Here is a 23,756-nt window from a genome sequence, read left to right on the forward strand (position 1 = left end):
GCCTTTTTACTCGGCAGTTGAGCCTTTTTACTCGGCAGTTGAGCCTTTTTACTCGGCAGTTGAGCCTTTTTACTCGGCAGTTGAGCCTTTTTACTCGGCAGTTGAGCCTTTTTACTTGACAGTTAAGCCTTTTTACTTGATAGTTGAGCCTTTTTACTTGATACAGCGCATTTCAAGGAAAGTGAGGTACACAACCAAAGTCTCAAACCCTGGTGTAAAAGCTGTTTTACTTCTGAATTCTGACCCCTGAATTCTGAATTCTGCTGTAGTTGAGCCTTTGAACTCCTCTCCAGTCCCCTGTCTTTGCCGAAGCTGAAGAATTTTTGGATTTTGTCCAAATGCGATCGCCTCTGGCAACTTCTGTAAAATGTTGGCAGAGAATAACACTAAATCAATTACAGAGAAAAGGTCAATATGCGATTACTACACACAATGCTGCGGGTGGGCAACCTTGAAGAGTCCTTAAAGTTCTACTGTGAACTTCTAGGAATGAAACTACTGCGCCGAAATGATTTTCCAGGGGGAGAATTTACCCTAGCTTTTGTTGGCTACGGTGACGAAAGCGACAACTCGGTGATCGAATTAACCTACAACTGGGGGGTGGAAAAGTACGAATTGGGTAATGCTTATGGTCACATTGCTCTTGGTGTTGATGATATTTACGCTAAGTGTGAAGAAATCCGCAATCAGGGCGGTAAAGTCGTGCGTGAACCAGGGGCGATGAAACATGGTTCAACTGTAATTGCTTTTGTGGAAGATCCAGATGGGTATAAAGTTGAACTGATTCAACTGGGAAGTCAACGGTCAGCAGTCAAACAGGAATCACAAGAGCAACTTGTAAGTCAGTAATTCTTAAATGTCACTTACTAAATTGCTGGATTTAGATCCCCGACTTCTTGAAGAAGTCAGGGATCTGGGGAGCAAGTTTTGCTTAAGAGCGATATCTTGAAAAGTTCAGCTACATACGGGGAGATTGATTCTTCGCGCAAACTGGTGTCTGGTGCCAGTAAACCCAGACACGCGAGACTTTTCGCTTTTTGCCTCCCTTTTTTAGGCGGGTTAGGTGATTTTCTGTGCGTAAACGACTTCTCATCCACCCCACTCCCTAACAAAAAAGACAATTGATATTAGTCGGGGGTGGAATCGTCGCCGTCCGCTCCCTATCTCCAAGAGTATGAGTACATTGAGGGTGGGGACTTCCGCGACACGTTAAATTAGAAAATAGGTAATAGATCAAACTATCATCAATTACTAATCCCAAATTGCCACCAGAGATACACGCGGATATACGCCGAGAATGTTTGGATAATTATCTGGGTACTAAGGAGTAGGGTTACAACCACTCCCCACTCCCCACTCCCCACTCCCCACTCCCCACTCCCCACTCCCCACTCCCCACTCCCCACTCCCCACTCCCTTAATAATCCCCAATCCTAAACTAAAAATCAAAATTCCAAAATTCTAAAGATGCAACCTACAGATCCGAATAAATTTACTGATAAAGCCTGGGAAGCAATTGTTAAATCTCAGGATATAGTCCGTGCTTATCAACAACAGCAACTAGATGTTGAACATTTAATTATTGCTCTGTTAGAAGAACCTACTAGTCTGGCAATACGTATCCTGGCTCGATCTGAGGTCGATCCAATCCGGTTGCAACAGCAACTAGAAGCCTTTACCCAACGTCAGCCGAAAGTTGGTAAAAGCGATCAGCTTTACCTTAGCCGCAATTTAGATGTTTTACTAGACCGAGCTGAGGAAGTTAGAACCAGGATGAAAGACTCCTACATTTCTGTGGAACACATCCTTTTGGCCTTTGCTGAAGACGATCGCATTGGACGAAAGATACTCAAAGGCTTTAGTGCGGATGCAGCTAAACTAGAAGCTACGATCAAAACCATTCGCGGTAGCCAAAAGGTGACAGATCAAAGTCCCGAATCCCGCTATGAAGCCTTACAAAAATTTGGCAGAGATTTGACAGAACAGGCAAAAGCTGGAAAACTTGACCCGGTAATTGGGCGGGATGACGAAATTCGGCGGGTAATTCAAGTCTTGTCTCGTCGTAGCAAAAATAACCCCGTATTGATTGGTGAACCTGGGGTGGGTAAAACTGCGATCGCTGAAGCTTTGGCACAGCGTATGGTAAATGGTGACGTTCCCGAATCTCTGAAAAATCGCCAACTCATCTCTTTAGATATGGGCAGTTTAATTGCTGGGGCAAAATTGCGAGGTGAATTTGAAGAACGCCTAAAAGCAGTCCTCAAGGAAGTTACGGAATCTAACGGTCAAATCGTCCTGTTTATTGACGAACTGCACACCGTAGTCGGCGCAGGCTCTACTCAACAAGGGGCAATGGATGCGGGAAATTTGCTCAAACCAATGCTGGCGCGGGGAGAACTGCGTTGCATTGGCGCAACTACTCTCGACGAGTTCCGTAAACATATTGAGAAAGACGCTGCCCTAGAACGCCGCTTTCAGCAAGTATTTGTGGATCAGCCAAGTGTGGAAAATACTATTTCCATTTTGCGGGGATTGAAAGAACGCTATGAAGTTCATCACAATGTCAAAATTTCTGATTCGGCTTTGGTAGCAGCAGCAACCCTGTCAGCGCGTTATATTAGCGATCGCTTCTTACCAGATAAAGCCATTGATTTGGTGGATGAGGCAGCAGCACAGTTGAAAATGGAGATTACCTCTAAACCAGCAGAATTAGAAACCATTGATCGCCGCCTCATGCAGCTAGAAATGGAAAAGCTATCATTAGCTGGCGAAGAAAAGGGTACCGCCCAAACCAGAGAACGTTTGCAGCGAATTGAGCAAGAGATCGCTAATTTAACCGAAAAACAGCACACATTTAATGAGCAATGGCAAGGTGAAAAGCAGCTATTGGAGGCGATAAGCGCCTTAAAGAAAGAAGAAGATGGGCTACGTGTGCAAATTGAACAGGCGGAACGTGCCTATGATCTAAATAAAGCTGCCCAACTGAAGTATGGCAAATTGGAAGGAGTACAACGCGATCGCGAAGCCAAAGAAGCGAACTTTTTAGAAATTCAAAACCAAGGTTCCACGTTACTGCGAGAACAAGTTACTGAAGCCGATATTGCCGAAATCGTCGCCAAATGGACAGGAATCCCCGTCAATCGCCTATTGGAATCGGAACGGCAAAAATTATTACAACTAGAAAGTCATTTGCATGAACGAGTCATTGGGCAAGAAGAGGCTGTAGAAGCGGTAGCAGCTGCAATTCGTCGCGCCCGTGCGGGGATGAAAGATCCCTCTCGTCCCATTGGTTCATTTATGTTCATGGGTCCCACAGGTGTGGGCAAAACCGAACTCGCCCGCGCTCTAGCTCAGTTTCTTTTTGATTCTGATGATGCCTTGGTGCGCTTGGATATGTCTGAGTATATGGAAAAACACTCAGTTTCCCGCCTTGTGGGAGCGCCTCCAGGATATGTTGGATATGAAGAAGGCGGTCAACTTTCCGAGGCGATTCGCCGCCGTCCTTATTCGGTGGTGCTGTTGGATGAAGTGGAAAAGGCGCACCCCGATGTGTTCAATATTTTATTGCAGGTATTAGATGATGGGAGAATTACTGACTCTCAGGGAAGGACGGTAGATTTTCGCAATAGCGTCATTGTCATGACCAGTAACATTGGTAGCGAACATATTTTGGATGTATCCGGTGATGATTCCAAGTATGAAACAATGCGGGTTAGGGTAATGGAAGCCTTGCGATCGCATTTCCGCCCGGAATTTCTCAACCGCGTCGATGATATTATTCTCTTCCATACCTTAAATCGCACAGAAATGCGGCAGATCATCCGTATTCAACTCAAGCGGGTAGAAAATCTCCTGCGCGAGCAAAAAATCTTCTTTGAGATATCCCAATCAGCCTGTGATTACCTTGTCGAATCAGGTTATGACCCCGTTTATGGTGCCCGCCCACTCAAACGGGCAATTCAACGAGAAGTAGAAAACCCCCTCGCCACCAAGTTATTGGAAAATACTTTTATCTCTGGAGACACGATTATCATTGACAAAAATGAAAACGGTCTGTCTTTTAACAAAAAAGCGCCTGTTAAGGCGTCAGTCCCGCGAAATACTGTCAAGTTGCTTGAGTCAGCACCCGAATCTTAACAATTCAAAATTCAAAAATAAAACTAGATCACCCTATTTTTCTGATTCATCAGGTGAGAATCAGTGATCTAGTTTTTACTCTAATAGCACTTACGCATTGACAGATATAACCAAATGTGAATTACCTCTCGTTACAAGGCTCTGCCTTGTAATGCTCTTGTGGGAGGGCTGCTGCCTCCTGTCAAACTGGGAGGCAGAGCCTCCCAGTGATCACATTCCCAGGCAGAGCCTGGGAACGAGGCATTCTGGATTCTGGATTCTGGATTCTGGATTCTGGATTCTGAATTCTGAATTCTGAATTCTGAATTCTGAATTCTGAATTCTGCTGTATATAACAAATTACAACAGTAGTTTATACAGCATTTTCGCTTGATGGTAGTGAAATCCGAATAAAATAAAGAGGTATTCCTGACCTCAAATAATTGAGAATAGGGGAAAATTGATCCTCAGAATTATCTCTGCAACTAAAACAGGCGGATAACCATGCTAGAACAAGGCACTATCAGTATTCATACTGAGAATATTTTCCCAATTATCAAGAAGTCGCTCTACTCAGACCATCAAATATTTTTGCGCGAACTGGTATCTAACGCTGTAGACGCCATCCAAAAGCTGAAAATGGTATCCCGCGCCGGAGATTATGCTGGAGATATCGGCGAACCGGAAATTGAAATTGCCATTGACAAAGATCAGAAGACTCTCTCCATCTCCGATAATGGTATCGGGATGACCGCAGATGAAGTTAAGAAATATATCAATCAGGTTGCCTTCTCTAGTGCTGAAGAATTTATTCATAAGTATGAAGACAAGTCAGATCAACCCATAATCGGTCACTTCGGTCTTGGCTTCTATTCCTCCTTCATGGTGGCGCAAAAGGTAGAGATTGATACTCTTTCATATCAAGAAGGAGCGCCGGCGGTTCACTGGAGTTGCGATGGTTCTCCAGCATTCACCCTAGAAGATTCGCCCCGAACAACTCGCGGCACTACTATTACTCTTAGCCTGCAAGGAGAAGAGGAGGAATTTTTAGAAGAAGCACGAATTAAGAATCTTGTCAAGACCTACTGCGACTTCTTGCCAGTACCGATTAAACTGGATGGCGAAGTATTAAATAAGCAAAAAGCACCGTGGCGAGAGTCTCCAAGTAATCTGAGTCAAGAAGATTATTTAGAGTTTTACCGCTACTTATATCCTTTTCAGGAAGAACCTTTGTTATGGGTACATCTAAATACAGATTATCCCTTTATCATCAACGGGATTCTGTATTTTCCCAAAATGAGGCCAGATGTAGATGTTACTAAAGGGCAGATCAAGCTATTCTGCAATCAAGTTTTTGTTAGCGACAACTGCGAAGAAATTATCCCGCAATTTCTGATGCCGATGCGCGGTGTGATTGATAGCACCGATATTCCCCTGAACGTATCCCGCAGTGCCTTGCAAGGCGATCGCACTGTGCGGAGAATTGGTGATTACATTGCTAAAAAAGTAGGCGATCGTCTCAAAGAACTTTTCCGCGATCATCGTGAACAATACATTAGCGCCTGGAAGGATCTTGGTACTTTTGTAAAATTCGGCGTTCTCAACGACGAGAAATTCAAAAAACAAATCGAAGATATCATCGTCTTCCGCACCACCGCCAAACTGACAGAAAAACCTGCTGCTGAAACTCCAGCAGTTGAGGTACAGTCTTCAGACGGCGATGCTTGGCAAGATGTGACTCCTCCCTCAACTAGTCTTGAGAACTCAGCACCCAGCGCTCCTTACACCACGCTGAAAGAGTATCTAGAACGTAACAAAGAACACCACGAAAACCGGGTTTTTTACAGCACCGATGGAGCAACCCAAGCTACCTATATAGAACTGCACAAAAATCAAGGCTTGGAAGTCCTATTTATGGACTCCTTCATTGACACCCACTTTATCAACTTCCTAGAGCGGGAATATCAGGATGTCAAATTTACGCGGGTAGACTCAGATTTAGATAATACCCTACTCGAACAAGACAAAGCTACGGAAATTGTTGATCCTAAGACAAACAAAACCCGGAGTGAGACGATCAAAGAGTTATTTGAGAAATCCCTCAACAAACCCAAACTCAACATCCGTACCGAAGCCTTGAAATCAGATGATCCTCAAGGTACACCACCTGCGATCGTGCTTTTACCAGAGATTCTCCGCCGCATGCGAGAAATGAACGCCATGATGCAGCAGCAGACAGTAGAGTTTCCCGAAGATCACATTTTGGTGGTGAATACTGCTCACCCACTGATTCAAAATCTGGTAAATCTTAACCAAGGTAGTATTATTCAAGGTGACGGTCAATCGCCTACAGATCAGTTAGTCAACTTGATTTGCCAACACGTCTACGATTTAGCGCTGATGTCTCAGAAAGGATTTGACGCTGAGGGAATGAAATCATTTGTCGAGCGATCGAATGAAGTACTCACAAAGCTGACGGAACAAGCTAGTAAATAGTGGTGAGTTTGGAGAGACGCGATTAATCGCGTCTGTACAAGAGTTTGGAGTCAGGATTTATTTCTCCCTCATCTCCCCCATCTCCCTCATCTCCCCACTCCCCACTCCCCACTTCTCTTGCCTAAGACCTAGAATGGAAAGGCTGTATTAAAATAACAATCTGGAGATACTTGCTATGTCCCGTCGCTGTGAACTAACTGGTAGGAAGGCAAATAACGCCTTTGCTGTTTCCCACTCCCACCGCCGTACTAAACGCCTTCAGCACGCTAATCTGCAAAACAAGCGTGTTTGGTGGGAAGGCGGAAATCGCTGGGTGAGATTAAAGCTGTCTACCAAAGCAATCAAAACCCTACAAATTAATGGGTTAGAAGCAATGGCAAAAGAAGCTGGCATTAACCTGAATCATTACTAAGTAATGTAGATTTTATAACCTGAGACTTGAGGGCAGGCAAGATGCCCGCCCCACAAGAGTCTTGGTTAAATTATTTTGGCAGTCCGCAGACCGAACAGCAGACCGACAGCCAAACCAAAGAACAAAGCTAAAAAGCCGATGTAAGCGACAATTGCAAACATTTATTTTTCTCCACAATACTTCCTAAATCTATTGAATCATTAGTTGTTGGGGATTGGGCATTAGTTGTTGGGCATTGGGCATTGGGCATGGGGCATGGGGTAAAACAGTTCCGAGTTCCAAGAAAAGAAATGAGATTCCCCACTTTTAACTCCTAACTCCTGTACAGACGCGATTAATCGCGTCTGTACTCCTAACTCCCCACTCCCCACTCCCCATTCCCAGATTGCGATACAATACAGCCCACGGGCGCTTGTTTGGGGTTGGGCAATGACTTTAATTAATGTAAATTTACCAGAGCAGTCTTATGAGATTGCGATAACTTCGTTGAGCGATGCGATCGCACCTTCGAGTTTAGATGATCTCGGTCAACAGATGGCCAGTCTCAATCTAGGCAAGAAGGTATTGCTGGTTTCTAATCAGACGATTTTAAAACATTTTGGCGAAAGAGCGATCGCATCCCTGACATCTGCTGGATTTGAAGTTGCTAGCTGCACCCTACCACCAGGGGAACGCTACAAAACCCTCAACTCTATCCAAAAACTTTACGATATCGCCTTGGAAAATCGCCTAGAACGTTCTTCTACTATGGTGGCTTTGGGCGGAGGTGTAATTGGCGATATGACTGGCTTTGCGGCCGCAACTTGGCTGCGCGGTATTAATGTTGTCCAAGTGCCTACCTCTCTGTTGGCGATGGTGGATTCGGCAATTGGTGGCAAAACTGGCGTAAATCATCCCCACGGTAAAAACTTGATTGGGGCATTCCATCAACCGCGCTTGGTTTTGATTGACCCAGATGTGTTAAAAACTCTTCCGATGCGCGAGTTTCGCGCAGGAATGGCAGAAGTTATAAAGTACGGTGTGATTTGGGATGCCGAATTGTTTGCCCAATTGGAAGCAAGTAAACGCCTCGACCAACTCCGCTATGTAAAACCTGAATTGATAAACAGCATATTAACACGCTCTTGTCAAGCTAAAGCTGATGTTGTTGGCAAAGATGAAAAAGAAGGCGGATTACGGGCGATTCTCAACTATGGACATACCATCGGTCATGCAGTGGAAAGTTTGACTGGTTATCGTTTAGTAAATCACGGTGAAGCGGTAGCCATTGGCATGGTAGCAGCCGGTCAAATTGCTGTGGATTTGGGAATGTGGCAAAAGGAAGACACGGAACGTCAAAATGCTTTAATTCAAAAAACGGGTTTACCGACTCAGTTACCAGCTGGGGTAGATATTGAAGCAATTATTGAGGCGTTGCAGTTAGATAAGAAAGTCAAAGCGGGGAAAGTACGGTTTGTTTTACCAACGGAGATTGGTATAGTGACAGTTACCGATGAGGTGCCATCGGATATCATTCGGCAAGTGTTACGGAAGATGTGAATAATTTGAAGAAGAATTCAGGAGTCAGAATTCAGAAGTCAGAATAAAAATTACTTGCTCTGTCCTTCAATTACGAATTACGAACTTGTACTGAGCGCAGCCGTTGGCGCAGCCTCTCGTAGAGAATTATTTATGATTCTGACTTTGAAGGGGCTAATTTTCGAGGAGCTGACCTAAGTTTTGCTGAATTTAGTCGATGTAATTTAAGGAATACCTGTCTGGAAAAAGTTATCTGGAATGATGAAAGTAGTTTGGATGGAGTGGACCTGACTGGTGCTATTGGCTTCAATCCTCGAAATGTTTGTGGATACCAAATTATTTTGCCTAATGGGGAAGAAATTGAATTTACAGAGAAACTCATTTCGCCTTAATAGTCATCTTCATAAGCCGATTATTTTTTGATAACCCAAACACATAATCTACTCTTATTTGAGACTCACCAGAAGACAGTAATTAAAAAACGGGTAACAGTAAAAGACTTGGAGCGAAGGTCGAGAAAGTTATGATTGGGGTCTGTCTTGAAAAATTGCTCTTCTTGGGGAAACCCTATTGTTAGTTCCCAGGTTGCTACCCAGTAACTATAATAACCTTGCTGGGATTAAGCGTTAGAAAACATTGTAAGCATTACTAACATAACAACTAATGCACTGATCCAAAGAGCTAATGATCCCCAACTAACTGAATCTTTTTGTACTCTTTGCCAGAAATTGGCGACTAAGTTATTCCGAATTGCCATTTTATAACCTCCAATTTTTATGAAACTTGTACTGACTCAATACATTAAGCCTGCATTGAGTAAAAAAAGTTGATCTTTGGGGATATCAGCCTTGATTTGCTGACTCCCAGAGATTAACCAACAGAGATTTAAATTAATCCATGCAGTGAGTGCCAAGGCATGTGCCTCAACGCATTACTGAAATCTCAAAACAAAAATTTACAAAAAGATATTTGTTGATGCTTAACTTGATTTTCTCATACGTAAGTATTTGCACTCCCAAATTTGGCGATTTTGAGAGAATTCTTAACGTTCTCTTAACCACGTATAAAAGTTAGTGTTCTTCAAATCACAAACTACTTAAATACTGACTCTGTTTCACTTTCACTTGTGATTTATTTAGACTTGAAAATAGACACAATTAACAGTGAAATGGCAGGTAAATAATGATGCAACAAATAAGACATAATGAAGCGCAATATATCTGTATCATTCCAGTTGAGAAAATTACAGCTAACCAAGACGAAGAAATCATGAGCTTTGGTGTATCTGCTGACGAGGCAAAAAAACAAGGCGAGGAATTATTAGCATCTACCTATGGTTGTAATCAATCGCAACTTTTGGAATTGATGCAACAAGCACGAATTGAACCAATAGCTCAGTGGTGTGCGCCTCAAGAGCGCTAAAAGTAGTTATGGCGGTCTTGGCAATAACAAGTATTAGCAACCAAAATGATATCTCCGTTTCTTTCAAGTAAGATTTGAATTGCAGTAAAGGGGGAATTGGGCATTGCGTTATTCCCCCCTGCTTATTACTTATGCGGCGTAGAAAACTAACGTCCGCAACTCGATACTCTCGCGTGGCGGGGCATCCGGCTGGCTTGTTGGGTCATCAAATGCGGTGTGGGCGGCGAACCGCGCCAAACCTGACTGTGCAGAGTCAAAGCACTTGATCAGTAGTGCCTCGTTCCGTTGCATTTGCGGAAAGTAAAACCACCGATGTTTCGGGTTGTACGTCACTGCGTAGGTTTCGCCGACGCGATCGCTATACACGAGGTCGGTAGCCACGAGGTCTGTCGGTGCGATACTTTGGGCGTCACACACCGCTAATGGAGACTCCTGCACTGGCCCCGCGATCGCTCGCCAGAGGTTAACTACACTGAATCTGTGCTGTAGAAGCTCATCGGGGTCTTCAGTACCGAGTGTTTCCAGCACGGCACGGGCGCGACTATAGCCAGATTTGGCGGTGAAGTCGTTGTGTACGCCCCTTACTGGCGTCTTTATGCCTTGCTCGCCCTGCTTCGCCCGTTCAGCATTACGGAGGTTGTGATCGAACACTATCACCCTTTGGGCACCTGTCAAATCCTTGAGGAATTGCTCGGCCTCTGGGTAGTAAACGCGGCGCACCTCATCTTGATCATAAAAGTCTTCAACAGTGCTGTGGTGTTCGGCTAAGGCGAATCCCTGTTGTTCCAAGGACACCTCTTGTGAGATCGTCCGCGCATTATAGATGGGGAGTGTATGTACCTCATACTTCCCGCTTCGCTGTGGAATACCTGGCGGTGGTTCGTAGGTGTAGTTGACAGGTTTTTCTGCTGTTGGGGTGAGGTAATTAAGTTCTCCCTCAACGTGCGGTAGTTCCTTGAACAATTGACTGTCTAAGCTCATGGGTTAAATCTCCCAGTGAATTCAACAATGTTTTACTAATGTCTACATAGGGTTTTATTCCCTACTCCCCATTCCCTGTACGGGTTTAGCATTGTGCTTTACCCCAACTCCCTACTTTTGAACAGAAGCAACGGCAGTGGGCGCACCCAGAATCTTGGCAAATCTTTCTATATAGAAACTTGCAGGATTTTCCACAGCCCGAATTGACTTGCGATCGCGTACACTATTCCACCATTTCTGCAAGCGAGGGGTTTCTGTTGGTAAGGTGAAATTGCGGAAGTGTTCCAGGAGGGGCAAGCGTTCAAACCAAGGATAGAAGCTGATATCCACTAAACTAAACTGATCCCCTAACCAATAAGGAGCATCACCAGACAGCTTACCTAGTCCTTCTTGCTCAATGTACAACAGAGATTCCAAAAACTCTCTTTGTCCCTGTCCCTGTTCTTGAGCATCTTTACCACGCAGGAGTTTGTTAAAGGCGGGTACAAAGCGAGTATTGGCATAGTCGATCCAAATCCGAGCGATCGCTTTAGCACCTGGATCGCGGGGTAATAAAGCTGGTTCTGGGAAGACTTCATCAAGATATTCGTTGATAATGGCAGACTCATAAATTTCGATATCCCCATGTTTGATCGCAGGGACTTTGCCGTAGCGCGAAATCTGTGTGTAGCTATCTGGTTTGTTTTGTAAGTCAATTTCAGTGGCGCTAAAGTCAATTCCTTTTTCCAGTAAAACCACACGGGTTCTTTGGGAGAAGGTGGAAGCTTTGGCAAAGTAAAGTTCTACGGTACTCATAAAATACTTTCCTTGTAAATATTGCGTAGATACACAGCCTTGAAGATGTCTCCGTTACTCCGGGCTTGTTGCTAGACATCGCCTAGCTTGGACGCAAGAGCGCGATCGCATACTATTAAATATACTACGATTTATCGCTCGGCTTACCGTATAACATCTCAGGAGTATTTCATAGTCTTTGTAAAAATACAAGTCCCAACAATTGTAGACAGCTTGGCAAAAGCAACCACAGCCAAGTATCGATATTCTTGATAACCACTGCTAAAGTTGATACAGCACACAACTATGATGTTATTAGTGCAAAATTTAAATCTCTAAGAACTGCAATCAAAATTAAGTCACTAAATCAGGATTTTCAAATCAATATTATGGAGCAAATTCAGCCACAACCGCGCCGCATCGCCGATCAGGTGCTTCAAGAATCCCTCGATCAGTTGGAGGATATCTTACAAGAAAATTCCATTGAGGAAGAAGAGATCCTCCAACTGCATACTAGCACTGGCACTGAAGTCGAACTCGATCAAGACTTGATAGATATTGATTTAGCGGCTCTTGAAGACGCAGTTGCTGATATTGAACAATTTCTCGAAGAAAAAAGAAAAACGAATTGAAGAAGAATTCAGAAGTCAGAAGTCAGAATTCAGAATTCAGAATTCAGAATTCAGAAACGGAGCGTCTCTGGCTCCGCTTCTGACTCCTGTACAGACGCGATTAATCGCGTCTCTCCAAACTCCAAACTCCTGTACAGACGCGATTAATCGCGTCTCTCCAAACTCATTTGCCGCCGTGCCTCGTACAACATTAAAGCGGCTGCGATCGCCACATTCAAAGATTCCACCCCAGGACTCAAAGGAATTCTAACTTGCTGATCTGCGATCGCTGCTAAATCTGCCGACAATCCAGCGCCTTCATTTCCCAGTAAAATCAGACTGGGTTTTCGCCAATCCACCTGCCAATAAGTTAAAGTCGCACTGGGTAAGGTTGCCACTACCTGCATTCCTGCCTGCTGACTTTGTTGCACTGTCGTTTTTAAATCTTCGGTTACGGCTGTTGCTAGGCGAAACCATTGCCCTGCTGAAGCCCGGAGAACTTTGGGGCTGTCTAAATCTACACTATCTCCACTTACCCACAACCCTGATGCTCCAGCAGCAGCAGCAGTGCGGATCATCGTACCCAAGTTGCCGGGATCTTGCACGGTTTCTAAAGCTAGGACTAAACCAGTAAATGGTAGTTGAGTTTGGCGCTTGCTTCGCTTTGCCGTTGCCACCACACCATCCGGTTGGACTGTGGTAGCGATCGCATCCAAAATTTCTCTACTGACTATTTCGGCGCGATCGCATCGGCTACAGGCTTCCTCCCACAGCGAAGGATGGGCTGCTTGCCATTCTGGGGTACAACACACTGTTTCTAGTGGGTAATTCACCGCACAAGCTTCCTTTAACAGGTGCGTCCCTTCCAGTAAAAATAACTCCTGCTTGTGCCGTTCCTTCGTGGAGTGGAGTTTGCGAATTTGCTTGACTAGGGAATTTTGTAAACTGGTCAACACGATTTTAAATTTTGGATTTTGGATTTTAGATTAATCCAAAATCGGCAATCTAAAATCCAAAATTGATATGCGGAACCCGGGACTTGAACCCGGAAGCCTTGCGGCACTAGAACCTGAATCTAGCGCGTCTGCCATTCCGCCAGTTCCGCAGGCATTTTGTCTTTATTGACAATTTCCTATTATTGCGTAATTTTTGACCTTTGTCAAGTGAAAACATCACGCCTCGTTGAAAATCTCAAACTGCAAACGAGTTTTTCAGGGGATTAGGTCAAATCAAAATATTAACTCAACACTACAGCCTTGATTTTTAGACGACACTTAAGTTATTTTACCGAGTATTTAATTTTGCTTAAATATCCTACTTGTTAGTGATTTTTTATTAAATTTTCAAAAGCTCAAAAAGCTTACTATTGCTTATTTTCAGCCTGTATTCTTCACCAAAAAAATTTTTTTTATCCAAGATGTTGCCCGAAAATGTGGATAAATTGAATCTTTACTGTAGAATCAAAACCAACTTCAAACATCTAAAATACGTATTACTTTTGGAGGTAGGCTTATTAATCCTTCTACCAGCTTACCAGATGCCAAATTTGCTCCAAAAGCAGACTCCTCAGTCTTGCAAATTTGGGGTGGGCATCCTTTGCGAGGTCATGTGAAAATTAGCGGGGCAAAAAATGCCGCACTGGTAATCATGGCTGGAGCCTTGCTGTGTCCGGGCGATTGTCGCATCCGCAATGTCCCTTTATTAGCGGACGTAGAGCGGATGGGTCAGGTGTTATTGGCTTTGGGTGTACGCTTAACACGGCAAGGCGACATTTTAGACATCAACGCCAGCGAAATTAAAACGTCGAAAGCTCCCTACGAACTAGTTACCCAGTTGAGGGCGAGTTTTTTCGCCATTGGTGCCATTTTAGCAAGATTGGGAGTAGCACAGATGCCCTTACCAGGCGGTTGTGCTATTGGAGCAAGACCAGTTGACTTGCATGTTCGGGGACTGCAAGCAATGGGAGCTGAGGTGCAGATTGAGCATGGCATTTGTAATGCCTATGTCCCTGGCAGCAGCCGGAGATTAAAAGGTGCGAAGATTTACTTAGACATTGCCAGCGTCGGAGCAACAGAAAACTTGATGATGGCGGCTACCCTGGCAGAGGGCGAAACGATCATCGAGAATGCTGCCAGAGAACCAGAAGTAGTTGATTTAGCTAACTTCTGTAACGCGATGGGAGCGAAGATTAAGGGTGCGGGGACTAGCAGGATTATTATTGAAGGAGTCGCCAAGTTGCATTCTGTTGACTACACCATTATTCCCGATCGCATTGAGGCCGGGACGTTTTTGTTAGCAGCAGCAATTACCCGCTCAGAACTTACCCTCTCGCCGGTGGCTCCAGAACATCTAGTACCAGTGATTGCCAAGCTGCGGGATATTGGGGTGACAATAATTGAGGACAAGCCTGAACACTTACGCATTCTGCCAGCGCAAACCCTCAGAGCAACGGATATTGAAACTCAATACCATCCAGGTTTTCCCACAGATATGCAAGCGCCGTTCATGGCTTTGCTGACATTAGCGGAAGGCGACAGCGTGATTAACGAATCCGTCTTTGAAAATCGCTTGCGTCATGCCTCAGAGTTGAATCGCTTGGGGGCAGATATTCGTGTCAAAGGCAACGCTGCTTTCGTGCGGGGAGTGCCAAAATTGTCTGGCGCACCAGTATTAGGCACAGACTTACGGGCATCGGCAGCGCTAGTCATCGCAGGACTGGCGGCAGAAGGACAAACCACAATTCAGGGATTGCAGCACCTCGATCGCGGCTATGATCGACTCGATGTGAAGTTGCAGCAATTGGGAGCTAAAATCCTCCGCGTGGGCGAAACATCAGCAGATGCAGAAATCGCTCCCACCATCAGTAGCCTATCAAGTTGAAATTGATCGGTTGAGACTGACGCAAAAACAAGGGGAATGAGGGAGACAAGGTAAAATTTTCTCCCCCTGCTCCCCGGCTGCCCTACTCTTTTAAGTAGAAGCAATTTTATCAGTGCGATCGCGGTTTCGATTTTGCCTAAATATGAAGGCGATGTCTGACAAGAAACCGCGCTGAATCTATGTTTTTGGTTGGAAGTAGTGTGAAAAAAGGTGGTTAGATTCTGCAAAGATTTATTCAGTAGTTGTTCGCTCTGGTAATAGTTGCTGTCCAAGTTTTTCCAGTTGTGGGTAGAGGGATTCAACCTTCTGCTTAAGTTTTAATGCGGTTTTAGGATTAAGATTCATACCTACATGGGCAATATCATTACGCAGTTCAGTCATTTGACTCCAAACTTTGACAAGTTCATCTGCTTCTGGTAAAGCGGTAAACTGTTCATCACAACGGCTAGGAGTAATAGGACGAGGTGATGATCTACCCTTTTCAACTGCATTGTTTATAGCATCTTCCACAGACTTTCGACCTTTTTTGTGATCGAACATTAGTTCACCAAATCGCAGCACCAATACAGAAATTAACCATTCACGCGCTAAGGTTACTGCTTGTACAACTCTATCTCGCTGAATATACCAGTTAATCATTTGTAGTTGTAGCCATAGATTTTCAGCTAATGCTGCTTTATCAGTTGGGTCTTCTAGAGCAAATTGTCCATACTCTTTAACAACCCTTTCTACCAAAAGTGAAAATGGTTTGGCACGTTGATCAAAGCTGAGTGCTGCTTGTTTTAAAGTCTCCTCCAATTGAGTAGCCGATTTCATCGTCTCAATTGGTCGAGTTACATTCAAAGCCAATGAAATACTCTCAATAGCTTCAGCAGCTTTGTTAAGTTGATTTCTTAATGGTCTGCTATCAGGATTATCGCGCAGTTCAACACCTGACGGGATAGCATTTTTGAGTAAATTAGCAAGTGCTTGTCCATCTCCTATTTCCACAAAACGCTCAGTTGCAGTTAACCAATCTAGCATTCCGATAAATTCTGATAAATCGATTACTGGTGCTATGCCATTATTTGAATTACCTAGTTCCCATGCTCCATAGTAAATAGCATGAATCGTAACGTTTTTAGCCGCTTTCAGATAAGCTGCAAATAAAAATACAAGAAATGGTAAAGAACGCAGTCCGTGAGTAATATCAAAAACTACAGAATCATTATCATTAACTTTGTCAGTGATAATTTTAAAAGTTTCCCACATTTCTTCAGTTGTTTCACCATTTGGTATTGGAACTGCTTGAATGCGTGCATCTCCTAAGCTATTAAGCACAGGAAAAGTTTTATCTTTAGCTTCAGTTGTGACACAAACCAACATGGAATCATAATCACAAAACTGGCGTAGTGCTTCCGCAAAAACTTTTCCTTTGTAATTTTTACCTTCAAAACTATATATAGTTTCTTTTGCGTTAATTCCCAAAAAAGTGATAATTTGTTTCATGACTATTTTTCTTTATTTTATTAATGTTTGTCCCATACCCAACCGTGTTTTCATCCCCGTACCTGCAAACCGCGCATATTGAACTAATAAATTAGCCACATTAGCCAGCAAGGGATCAGCACGGTTGAAAACTTGTAACGTAACATTACCGACAAATCCATTCACATAACCTTTGTGTAATTGCCAACTTCGCGTTTGAATTTTGTGATTTTTGAGTAAAATTGCATTACCAAGGTAAGCAATTAATTCATCACTTCCCAAATAGACAGGTGCAAAATGATTCCAACGTTCTAACCAACTGCGGAACATTAATGAGGGTATGGGTAGAGGTAAATTTGCTCCACCCTGAGCAAAAGTAGTGGGAGTAATAAACTGTAAGTCAAATCGTTTTATTGGTTCTGGTTCATTTGCCACCAAAGTTGTGTACAGTTCTTCATAACTGGTAATTTCGTCTTCACGGTTGATGACGTTAAACTTTGCTCCCAGAAATTCTAGAGATTCTGAGAGATTCAAGTGAGAAATCGCTTTGGCTGCAACATCTTGCAATCCACACAGAGATAATTTGTAAAATTCCTCTGGATGGAAGGTTAAAAATTCTCTAGAAACAGAATATAAACCGATTATTCCTGAGTGCGAAACAGAAGGAATCACCTCAGTTCCTATTTCTAATCCTAGTTGTTGATGTAGTTGCTTCACTAGTTCCAAGCCATAGGAACGAGGTAAAATTGTGGGTTCAGATACACTCAATGTCCAGTTAGAATGAATTAGCATTAGTATTATGAGTTCTTGAACTTAACCCATCCCGGTACAAATTTGATTTCACCATTGGGATTCATCACAGTTCGCCTAGATTTTGGTGCTTCAAAACCAGGTGCTTTTAAACCACAAGTATCACGGATATCTTCCCGCAGTTCATCGCCTAACAGCAAATTTATAGTAGTTCCAGTCATCCCACTACCCCACCCCAATCTCTGACTATAGGGAGATTTTTCTGATTCGTAAAATTCGCGGATATGATTAAAATCTAAATTTTTGCCTGATGCTCTAGGATTGTTCTTAATTTCTTCCCAGTAATCATGCTCATAATCCCATTGTTCTTGGGTAAATTCCTGACATATTGCCAATAGTTCATCTAGGTTGCTAAAGGGTAATTTCATCCCCTGTTTATGCTGAAACCATAAAAGCATTTCCGTATCTAAAGTGAGGGTAAATTCTGTTTGAACATTCCGCACCATTTCGGCATAAATAGACGCTTTATATTTGGCTAAGTAGTCAGGAAACCTACTAGAAACTATTACCTCAGCCACAACAGGCATATTAACAGGAATCTCTTGACCTTTCTTAGTTTTAATTTTGCTTTCTAAAAGTGGTTCTGAATCGGTAATTTTGAGCGCTCTTAAAAAGTCTGTATTTGGCCCTTTACCTGGAAAATTTCTCTCTTGATATGTGAGACTAAATTCTGAGAATAAACTATCCATGAATAGCTCATCATCTAAAAATTTATGCTGATATTGGTTAAGTTGTCCTAGTTTTTGCCTCAAAGTTTTCTCAATTTCGCTAACCCGCTTTGATGAAGGTATTTGATAGCGATCGCCATGTTTAAGTAAATGATATGCTATGGCAGTTCTAATCGCACCTTTAATGGAAGAACCAGGGATAAATAATTGTCCCATGCCATTGCGAATCATAGGACGTAAATCTGTAATATTCTCCCCTGTCAACTTTTGGCTGATGGCTTCTTTAGGAAAAATTTGATACCCATCTACACTTCTATTCCACCACTCGGAACCAAAGGCTTGTTTTAAAAGTCTGCTGATATCTTGACGTTCTTCAATTGCTTGAATATAGTCATCTAAAAATCTTCCTCCTTGTTTAATCAAAGCTTTTGCCAAGGCTTCTTGATTGGGAAGATAGACTTTTTTCTCTGTCTGCACATATTCAAAAGGATTCAATTTAGATACAGATGAGCCTATATGTAAAATAGGACTAGTCAACTGAATTCTTTTGGATTGATAGAAATCAGGTTTCTTAAGAGCAAATTCAGCAGAAACCACCATAATATTATTTATCCTTTGCTTTAATTGGCAGACTTAAGCTAATACCACTACGGTAAATGCGGTGTTTTTTAAAGCCTTGGGGTGTAACATCTACCAGCTTTCCTGCTGGTGGTGCGATAAAAACTGAACCTTCACTAAACATTCGCACCATTTTACGCCGGAGTTGATTTTCAGCTATCCAACCACCGCGTTCTTGAATGTCATAGCTAGCGTTATTTAAAAAATCAGTTGTTATGGGTATATCCCAAAATAAGCTCATAAGGGTGTGGTAATTTCCAGCAGAAAAATTCACTACCTTTTCCCAAGTATCTGGTAATTCTAACCACTCAACTTGAAATCTCCCAGCACCACTTGAACGTTCTCCGCCAAGTCCTTCTTCTCCTAACAAATGTAAAGCAGCTTTTAATTTATCTGCTAATTTCTCGCCTTCTGGGGAGAGTTGCAGGAGAAAATATAAACCAGATGGATTTTCACCTGACTTGAATTGAACAAAGCCAGTATGATAAAGATTTGTCGCTCTAGTAACTCGGTCTACTGCAATTTTCGGAATTTGGTCAATTTCAACAGCTTTTTTATCATCAAATGTTCCTACTTGGCGCAGATGTCCATTAGATTTACCTTTGGTTTCCGCAATTAATTCTTCAGTATCAGCGCCGATAAATCCCTCTCCTTGATACCATCTTTGCCATACTTCTAAAGGCAAGTAATTTAGCTTTTTATAGGTTTTGAAAAACTTTAGGTCTTCATTAGGGTAGTTGATAGGAAACTTGAGAGGACGGGGAAGATAGTAAATTGTGTGTTCGTTCTCTTGTCGATAGATGAATGTAGAACTTATCCGCAAAGGAGGTATTAGTTGCGATCGCTTTTCACAGGGAAATATCTGCAATAATTCTTCAACTGTATTTTTACCGAATAACCGCGCATAGACACTAACCCAGGCGCTAAATAAAGTATCAGAACGGACGCGATCGCTTGTTTGTTCAATCCCTATTCCCAATTCCCCAAAGTGAGCAGGACTACGCCCAAAATTGAGTTTAACTAATTTCCACATACTCATGATTCATTCCCCGGCAGTAATCGCTGTTCGATGTACTCGCGTAAGCTTCCGAAGTTATCTAAGAGTGCTTGTGTGTTGGCGATAGATTCCAATGGTTGTAAACCAGATGTACCCGCAGGTGTGCTGGTAATCTGACGATATTGTGCCAAGCTGCGATAGGAAAACTCGAAGTTTTGAAATCTGACTTTACCGTAACCTCTAGAACCGTGTCCGCCGAGTGCATCATCTTCTAGAATGGCCAGTGCGATCGCAATATTTTGCAAGTCTTCAACAGCTTGCTCCGCATCTTCTACGGTATAAACTAATTCAAACTGAAATTTTGACCCAGCTGGTACACGCTCTAACTGTCTGGGGTTCGCCGCCGCCGTCACGCGATCAATACCGTTTTCAAATTTCCACTCGGTCATGTATAAACCAGTGTCAACTTGCTTCAGCTTTGCTGCTGAATCTGGTAGCAAATGGGAATCTCGAATAATCAGGCGAGCTGGTGCATTACGTCCGCGATTAATTCTGACGCAGTTCTGACCTTGGATTGTCTGAGTAGGACTATTGTTTTCAAATAATCCTTCCTCTCTAGCAGTCTCAATTGGCATCCAAAATTTTGACCCGCCAGTAGAACCAAATAATCGGCTAATTTGACAGGTACTAGCGCCTTCATAGGCAATAAATCGTCCTTCTTCAACTTCGGTAAACCCATTTACCAAATCATCACTTTCATAGCGCCGAGTATCGCTTCCTCCTTTGCGATTTAGAGGTTTATTTAATAACCGTTCTAAAGTCGAACGTAATTTGCCTTTAATAGATGAACCAGGCAAGTAAGGATACTTTGTTAGAGGGTCACGAATAACAGGTTTATCCAGTCCACCAATATCCAGATTTTCATTACCATCACCAATGTGCAATCCAGTTTCAACAGAAAGTTGACTGGTGAGGGACAATTTACCAAGTAGGGGTTTTTGTGCGTATGATACTGGCATGATTATTTTCCACCTTCAGCTTTGTGATAAGCAATAATTGATTCAAGTAATTGAACTAGACGCTCAAAATCTTCTTTGCTGTGAACTTTATCAATAGCTGCTGACATGACCTCACCTAATGGTTTTGCTGCTCTCTGTCTAGCTGCGGCGTATGCCAATTTGGGTTTAAGCAGAATTATTTCTGTTTCAATTTTGGCAAATTCGCCTGTTTCAGTTAAGTCAGCTTTTAAGCGATTTACAGCATCTAAGAATTTACGAATTTGGTTAGTTTCTAATCTTTGTTGCTTAAGATAAGGGCCAAATTCTTCAGCATGTTTAACCAAGTCTCGGATAGGATATTTTTGCAATCCTTCCGTTAAGCCATTAATAGTTGTAACAATTTGCTCGACAATATTCTGTGTTTTAGTCGTATTTACTTGAGGTATTAATTGTCTGGAGTTTACAGGTGAGGAAGATGGTTTAGGTTTAATTGATTCTGGCATATAATTTATGAACGGTTTAAGAGTTCAATCCAAGTTGCGATCGCTCGAAAATAAGGCGCATTATACGGACTTTTTAAGGAAGTCCGAAAATCACTGTCATCTAATACATTTTTCGGTAATCTTGCTAGTGTATAAGCAATTTTTGGGAGATGCAAATAGTAGCGAGTACCTAAAGCCTCCTTTGATTGTTTATCTTCTTCAAACTTTTTCAAAGCCTCCTCTTGAATTTGTGCAGTTATGAGCAGGTTACGCACAAAATTACGTGAATAATTAACCCCAATATTTTGCTGTTCTAATCTCTTGACAAATGGTAAAATGCCCAACAAAACTGGCTTTGTTTCTGAATCCAGATATTGTTTTATTTCAGAATCAATTATGTTAATATCTTCTATCCCTAGCCATTCATCCCATTTAAATACTTGACCAAATAAGCCTAAACTATCTCTACCATTTCCTTTTGCTGCATCTTCAGCTTCGCCTGATGCATACGCTGCTTGGTAAAGCGGTGATTTATTATTATCAATACTAATTCCTGCTGATAGGGTAATATCTGGATTATTTCCTGTGTAAGCGCGGAAGCATTGATAAACATCAAAAGCAAATTCTACAATTTCATTCCATGCGCCACTGACAAATAAATCATCGCCTCCTGAATAGATAAACAGTAAATTTTTTCTCTCACCTGCTGTTAAATATTTAGCATTATTTAAAACTCCAATATTTTTACTTTCGCAATGAGCTATGAAATCCTCCTGACGTTTTTTTGCCAAACTGTTGAGATATACCTTAAAAAAATAACTCATTTGGCGAGAAAGTCCAGCTAGTCTGGGTAAAGTTTGCTTTCCTCCTAAACCTTTGGCAAATATTTGTCCTAGTCGGTCTACATCCATTCGTAAATAGCCTACTCGGTTAATACCTTTAGCTTCTTGTGCCATTTCACCAGCACGCATAAAGCCTATTGTCCCTTCTACCTCCTCTGATTCTTCTTGACTCTGCTGACCATAGTTGCCTAATAACAAGGGTAAAGCATTTCGGAAATGCTTGAATTGATAATGTTCTAAAGTCCAATCATTTACTAACAAAGCAGTGTCAGAGTCAGGAACTATTTGTTTCCAGTTTTGGAAAAGATGATAATAAACCTTTGTTCCTGAAATTTCAAATGAGAGTGTATCCAGTTTGTCTTTTATATCTTCTCTTGAGGAGCGTACAATTACTTTTATTCCAAACATTCGACTTCCTAAACGAAACATCCTGCAACAGGTTCCACAAGCTAGAGCCGAATTCGGCTCATTAGGATTAAGCGGTTTTAACGTTTCTACATCATCTCTATGGCAGACACCGCAAGGTTCATGACTCTCACGCGGTTCGGTAAAGTCGCTAATCTGGTTAGCAAATTTACGAGATTTATATGCAGCTAGCTGAGTCGTTGCATCTGACCAATGAGCAGAAAATTTTGCAGTTGCAACAGTTCCAATGTGCGCGATAGAAAATTTTAAGCAATCAAGTGCAAGAAATACTTTGCCTTCAAATTCTTTTAAAAGCCATTCATTAAACTGCTCACGTACTTGCTCTACAGTCTTTTTAGTATTTTCTGTTGCATCTGCCAAAATATACAAGTTTCCACCGCCAGCATAAATTATATTAGTACGTGGAAGCTTTAAGCCTATCAGCAATTGCTGTACTATTTCTTCTGTTACTAACTCTAGGTAAAAGCTCCTTGCCCTTAATGATTTAAGTGCGCCATCAGAAGAAATAGTATAGATAAACTTTTGAATACCTGATAAGTCACCTGCTATTAAACTTAATTCTGTTGCATTGGAATTGTTAGCAATCGCAGCAGCAACAGCAGCAGTAGTTTTGGCTATATCCACTAGAGCAACATCAGATTCACCCAAGCTCAGAAAGGAGCCGAATTTTTCTATAATTAAAGTGAGGAAAGAAAGGTTTTGCCAGTCATCATCATTCAAATGATCTATAGCTGTTTTAATTTCTGTTTTCAGGTTGCTGAAATCACTTGCCGCTTCTAATTGAGGATAGGGAATAGTGGGATTACTATCTTCAATAGCTTTTGGTTGCCAATAATATTGTTTATCTTGACCTTTATCTAATTTCACATAGTCAAATAACGAACGTAGAGTCTTCAGTTCGTACTGATCAGTCCAAGACAAAATTTGCTTGGCTTTTGTAACAATATTATCGTCAGTTAAGCGAGGACACTTATTAGCTAACTGTGGATCAGCCCACTTTGCCAACAAGGTAACGGCTTGTTGGGCAATTTGCAAGGCAGCATTGAAGGTCGCTGAGGTTTGTATCATGGGACATCTGTATTAAATTGTTTGTGAAGTTCTAGCGATCGCTCTAGTTTTTATTGGCTGTGTGAATTATATTCTGTGCTGGAAGTAGGGTCTTCCAAAAGTCACCTTGCTTACCCTAGTTGGAATTTGAATAAAACTGTCACATGAGCTATTCTCTGCATCCTATGCTT

Annotated in this window: 23 protein-coding genes and 1 tRNA gene; 10 read left to right on the plus strand and 14 right to left on the minus strand. The window is 42.3% G+C overall.

Going from position 1 to position 23,756, the window contains the following annotated elements; genetic code table 11:
* Together V7K27_RS13705 and gloA are read left to right on the plus strand one after the other, a co-directional pair.
* Positions 1-250 (plus strand): hypothetical protein (locus tag V7K27_RS13705; RefSeq protein WP_334947990.1); only part of this gene is annotated, 250 nt, incomplete at its 5' end.
* A 164-nt stretch (positions 251-414) separates the two neighbouring features.
* A complete protein-coding gene (gene gloA, locus V7K27_RS13710) occupies positions 415-849 on the plus strand; it encodes a lactoylglutathione lyase (protein WP_334947992.1) in 435 nt (144 codons plus the stop codon).
* 395 nt (positions 850-1,244) lie between these two features.
* Here the strand turns inward: gloA and V7K27_RS13715 are convergent, their stop codons facing one another.
* Positions 1,245-1,406 (minus strand): hypothetical protein, encoded by a 162-nt coding sequence (locus V7K27_RS13715; RefSeq protein ID WP_334947994.1) that lies wholly within the window; start codon positions 1,404-1,406, stop codon positions 1,245-1,247.
* A 61-nt stretch (positions 1,407-1,467) separates the two neighbouring features.
* Between V7K27_RS13715 and clpB the strand changes: the two genes are divergently transcribed.
* From clpB to rpmB, 3 genes are all read left to right on the plus strand, one after another.
* Positions 1,468-4,137, plus strand: coding sequence for an ATP-dependent chaperone ClpB (gene clpB, locus V7K27_RS13720; protein WP_334947996.1), 2,670 nt, complete (start codon positions 1,468-1,470; stop codon positions 4,135-4,137).
* Positions 4,138-4,620: 483 nt separating this feature from the next.
* Positions 4,621-6,612 (plus strand): molecular chaperone HtpG, encoded by a 1,992-nt coding sequence (htpG, locus tag V7K27_RS13725; RefSeq protein ID WP_334947998.1) that lies wholly within the window; start codon positions 4,621-4,623, stop codon positions 6,610-6,612.
* A 175-nt stretch (positions 6,613-6,787) separates the two neighbouring features.
* On the plus strand, positions 6,788-7,024 hold the full coding sequence (rpmB, locus tag V7K27_RS13730; RefSeq protein WP_334948000.1) for a 50S ribosomal protein L28: 237 nt from the start codon (positions 6,788-6,790) through the stop codon (positions 7,022-7,024).
* A 65-nt stretch (positions 7,025-7,089) separates the two neighbouring features.
* Here the strand turns inward: rpmB and petL are convergent, their stop codons facing one another.
* Both petL and V7K27_RS13740 read right to left on the minus strand, forming a co-directional pair.
* A complete protein-coding gene (petL, locus tag V7K27_RS13735) occupies positions 7,090-7,185 on the minus strand; it encodes a cytochrome b6-f complex subunit PetL (RefSeq protein ID WP_100899295.1) in 96 nt (31 codons plus the stop codon).
* 60 nt (positions 7,186-7,245) lie between these two features.
* On the minus strand, positions 7,246-7,395 hold the full coding sequence (locus V7K27_RS13740; RefSeq protein WP_334948002.1) for a hypothetical protein: 150 nt from the start codon (positions 7,393-7,395) through the stop codon (positions 7,246-7,248).
* A gap of 58 nt (positions 7,396-7,453) precedes the next feature.
* On the opposite strand from V7K27_RS13740, the gene aroB reads away from it, so the two are divergent.
* The 3 genes from aroB to V7K27_RS13750 all read left to right on the plus strand — a co-directional run bounded on the left by aroB (position 7,454) and on the right by V7K27_RS13750 (position 9,964).
* Complete coding sequence (gene aroB / locus V7K27_RS13745; RefSeq protein WP_334948004.1) at positions 7,454-8,563, plus strand: 3-dehydroquinate synthase; 1,110 nt, start codon at positions 7,454-7,456, stop codon at positions 8,561-8,563.
* Positions 8,564-8,691: 128 nt separating this feature from the next.
* Positions 8,692-8,934: a pentapeptide repeat-containing protein gene (locus V7K27_RS36485; RefSeq protein ID WP_442947616.1), complete on the plus strand. Its 243-nt coding sequence runs from the start codon at positions 8,692-8,694 to the stop codon at positions 8,932-8,934.
* Positions 8,935-9,724: 790 nt separating this feature from the next.
* On the plus strand, positions 9,725-9,964 hold the full coding sequence (locus V7K27_RS13750) for a hypothetical protein (protein WP_334948006.1): 240 nt from the start codon (positions 9,725-9,727) through the stop codon (positions 9,962-9,964).
* A gap of 129 nt (positions 9,965-10,093) precedes the next feature.
* Here the strand turns inward: V7K27_RS13750 and V7K27_RS13755 are convergent, their stop codons facing one another.
* Positions 10,094-10,945, minus strand: coding sequence for a CmcJ/NvfI family oxidoreductase (locus V7K27_RS13755; protein WP_334948008.1), 852 nt, complete (start codon positions 10,943-10,945; stop codon positions 10,094-10,096).
* 111 nt (positions 10,946-11,056) lie between these two features.
* On the minus strand, positions 11,057-11,740 hold the full coding sequence (locus V7K27_RS13760; protein WP_334948010.1) for a glutathione S-transferase family protein: 684 nt from the start codon (positions 11,738-11,740) through the stop codon (positions 11,057-11,059).
* 368 nt (positions 11,741-12,108) lie between these two features.
* Between V7K27_RS13760 and V7K27_RS13765 the strand changes: the two genes are divergently transcribed.
* Positions 12,109-12,351 carry a hypothetical protein gene (locus V7K27_RS13765; protein WP_334948012.1) on the plus strand — a complete coding sequence of 81 codons (243 nt, stop codon included), beginning with the start codon at positions 12,109-12,111 and terminating at the stop codon, positions 12,349-12,351.
* A 143-nt stretch (positions 12,352-12,494) separates the two neighbouring features.
* Here V7K27_RS13765 and V7K27_RS13770 read toward each other — a convergent pair whose 3' ends face one another.
* Complete coding sequence (locus V7K27_RS13770; protein WP_334948014.1) at positions 12,495-13,286, minus strand: TrmH family RNA methyltransferase; 792 nt, start codon at positions 13,284-13,286, stop codon at positions 12,495-12,497.
* Between the two features lie 68 nt (positions 13,287-13,354).
* Positions 13,355-13,435 (minus strand) — tRNA-Leu (locus V7K27_RS13775).
* A gap of 407 nt (positions 13,436-13,842) precedes the next feature.
* On the opposite strand from V7K27_RS13775, the gene murA reads away from it, so the two are divergent.
* Positions 13,843-15,210 carry a UDP-N-acetylglucosamine 1-carboxyvinyltransferase gene (murA, locus tag V7K27_RS13780; protein ID WP_334948132.1) on the plus strand — a complete coding sequence of 456 codons (1,368 nt, stop codon included), beginning with the start codon at positions 13,843-13,845 and terminating at the stop codon, positions 15,208-15,210.
* Between the two features lie 231 nt (positions 15,211-15,441).
* Here the strand turns inward: murA and csx2 are convergent, their stop codons facing one another.
* From csx2 to cas10, 7 genes are read right to left on the minus strand one after another with little or no spacing between them, the layout of a single operon-like run.
* Complete coding sequence (gene csx2, locus V7K27_RS13785) at positions 15,442-16,698, minus strand: TIGR02221 family CRISPR-associated protein (protein WP_334948016.1); 1,257 nt, start codon at positions 16,696-16,698, stop codon at positions 15,442-15,444.
* 12 nt (positions 16,699-16,710) lie between these two features.
* Positions 16,711-17,469, minus strand: coding sequence for a CRISPR system precrRNA processing endoribonuclease RAMP protein Cas6 (gene cas6, locus V7K27_RS13790; RefSeq protein WP_334824753.1), 759 nt, complete (start codon positions 17,467-17,469; stop codon positions 16,711-16,713).
* A 5-nt stretch (positions 17,470-17,474) separates the two neighbouring features.
* Positions 17,475-18,755 carry a type III-A CRISPR-associated RAMP protein Csm5 gene (gene csm5, locus V7K27_RS13795; protein WP_334948018.1) on the minus strand — a complete coding sequence of 427 codons (1,281 nt, stop codon included), beginning with the start codon at positions 18,753-18,755 and terminating at the stop codon, positions 17,475-17,477.
* Between the two features lie 4 nt (positions 18,756-18,759).
* On the minus strand, positions 18,760-19,812 hold the full coding sequence (csm4, locus tag V7K27_RS13800) for a type III-A CRISPR-associated RAMP protein Csm4 (RefSeq protein WP_334948020.1): 1,053 nt from the start codon (positions 19,810-19,812) through the stop codon (positions 18,760-18,762).
* The gene (gene csm3 / locus V7K27_RS13805) at positions 19,809-20,789 is read right to left on the minus strand and encodes a type III-A CRISPR-associated RAMP protein Csm3 (RefSeq protein WP_334948021.1); all 981 of its coding nucleotides are present in this window, start codon (positions 20,787-20,789) and stop codon (positions 19,809-19,811) included. Before csm3 ends, csm4 begins: the two co-directional genes overlap by 4 nt.
* 2 nt (positions 20,790-20,791) lie before the next feature.
* On the minus strand, positions 20,792-21,271 hold the full coding sequence (csm2, locus tag V7K27_RS13810) for a type III-A CRISPR-associated protein Csm2 (protein ID WP_334948023.1): 480 nt from the start codon (positions 21,269-21,271) through the stop codon (positions 20,792-20,794).
* A 5-nt stretch (positions 21,272-21,276) separates the two neighbouring features.
* Complete coding sequence (gene cas10 / locus V7K27_RS13815) at positions 21,277-23,586, minus strand: type III-A CRISPR-associated protein Cas10/Csm1 (RefSeq protein WP_334948025.1); 2,310 nt, start codon at positions 23,584-23,586, stop codon at positions 21,277-21,279.
* Positions 23,587-23,756 lie beyond the last annotated feature (170 nt).

Origin of the sequence: Nostoc sp., assembly GCF_036919575.1 — a bacterium.
In the GTDB taxonomy this organism is placed as follows: domain Bacteria; phylum Cyanobacteriota; class Cyanobacteriia; order Cyanobacteriales; family Nostocaceae; genus Nostoc.

Excerpts from the sequence above, each read along its gene's own strand:
- gloA (WP_334947992.1), top strand. The coding sequence starts at position 415 with ATGCGATTACTACACACAATGCTGCGGGTGGGCAACCTTGAAGAGTCC.
- clpB (WP_334947996.1), top strand. The coding sequence starts at position 1,468 with ATGCAACCTACAGATCCGAATAAATTTACTGATAAAGCCTGGGAAGCA.
- htpG (WP_334947998.1), top strand. The coding sequence starts at position 4,621 with ATGCTAGAACAAGGCACTATCAGTATTCATACTGAGAATATTTTCCCA.
- rpmB (WP_334948000.1), top strand. The coding sequence starts at position 6,788 with ATGTCCCGTCGCTGTGAACTAACTGGTAGGAAGGCAAATAACGCCTTT.
- petL (WP_100899295.1), bottom strand. The coding sequence starts at position 7,185 with ATGTTTGCAATTGTCGCTTACATCGGCTTTTTAGCTTTGTTCTTTGGT.
- aroB (WP_334948004.1), top strand. The coding sequence starts at position 7,454 with ATGACTTTAATTAATGTAAATTTACCAGAGCAGTCTTATGAGATTGCG.
- V7K27_RS13750 (WP_334948006.1), top strand. The coding sequence starts at position 9,725 with ATGATGCAACAAATAAGACATAATGAAGCGCAATATATCTGTATCATT.
- V7K27_RS13755 (WP_334948008.1), bottom strand. The coding sequence starts at position 10,945 with ATGAGCTTAGACAGTCAATTGTTCAAGGAACTACCGCACGTTGAGGGA.
- V7K27_RS13760 (WP_334948010.1), bottom strand. The coding sequence starts at position 11,740 with ATGAGTACCGTAGAACTTTACTTTGCCAAAGCTTCCACCTTCTCCCAA.
- V7K27_RS13765 (WP_334948012.1), top strand. The coding sequence starts at position 12,109 with ATGGAGCAAATTCAGCCACAACCGCGCCGCATCGCCGATCAGGTGCTT.
- csx2 (WP_334948016.1), bottom strand. The coding sequence starts at position 16,698 with ATGAAACAAATTATCACTTTTTTGGGAATTAACGCAAAAGAAACTATA.
- cas6 (WP_334824753.1), bottom strand. The coding sequence starts at position 17,469 with ATGCTAATTCATTCTAACTGGACATTGAGTGTATCTGAACCCACAATT.
- csm5 (WP_334948018.1), bottom strand. The coding sequence starts at position 18,755 with ATGGTGGTTTCTGCTGAATTTGCTCTTAAGAAACCTGATTTCTATCAA.
- csm4 (WP_334948020.1), bottom strand. The coding sequence starts at position 19,812 with ATGAGTATGTGGAAATTAGTTAAACTCAATTTTGGGCGTAGTCCTGCT.
- csm3 (WP_334948021.1), bottom strand. The coding sequence starts at position 20,789 with ATGCCAGTATCATACGCACAAAAACCCCTACTTGGTAAATTGTCCCTC.
- csm2 (WP_334948023.1), bottom strand. The coding sequence starts at position 21,271 with ATGCCAGAATCAATTAAACCTAAACCATCTTCCTCACCTGTAAACTCC.
- cas10 (WP_334948025.1), bottom strand. The coding sequence starts at position 23,586 with ATGATACAAACCTCAGCGACCTTCAATGCTGCCTTGCAAATTGCCCAA.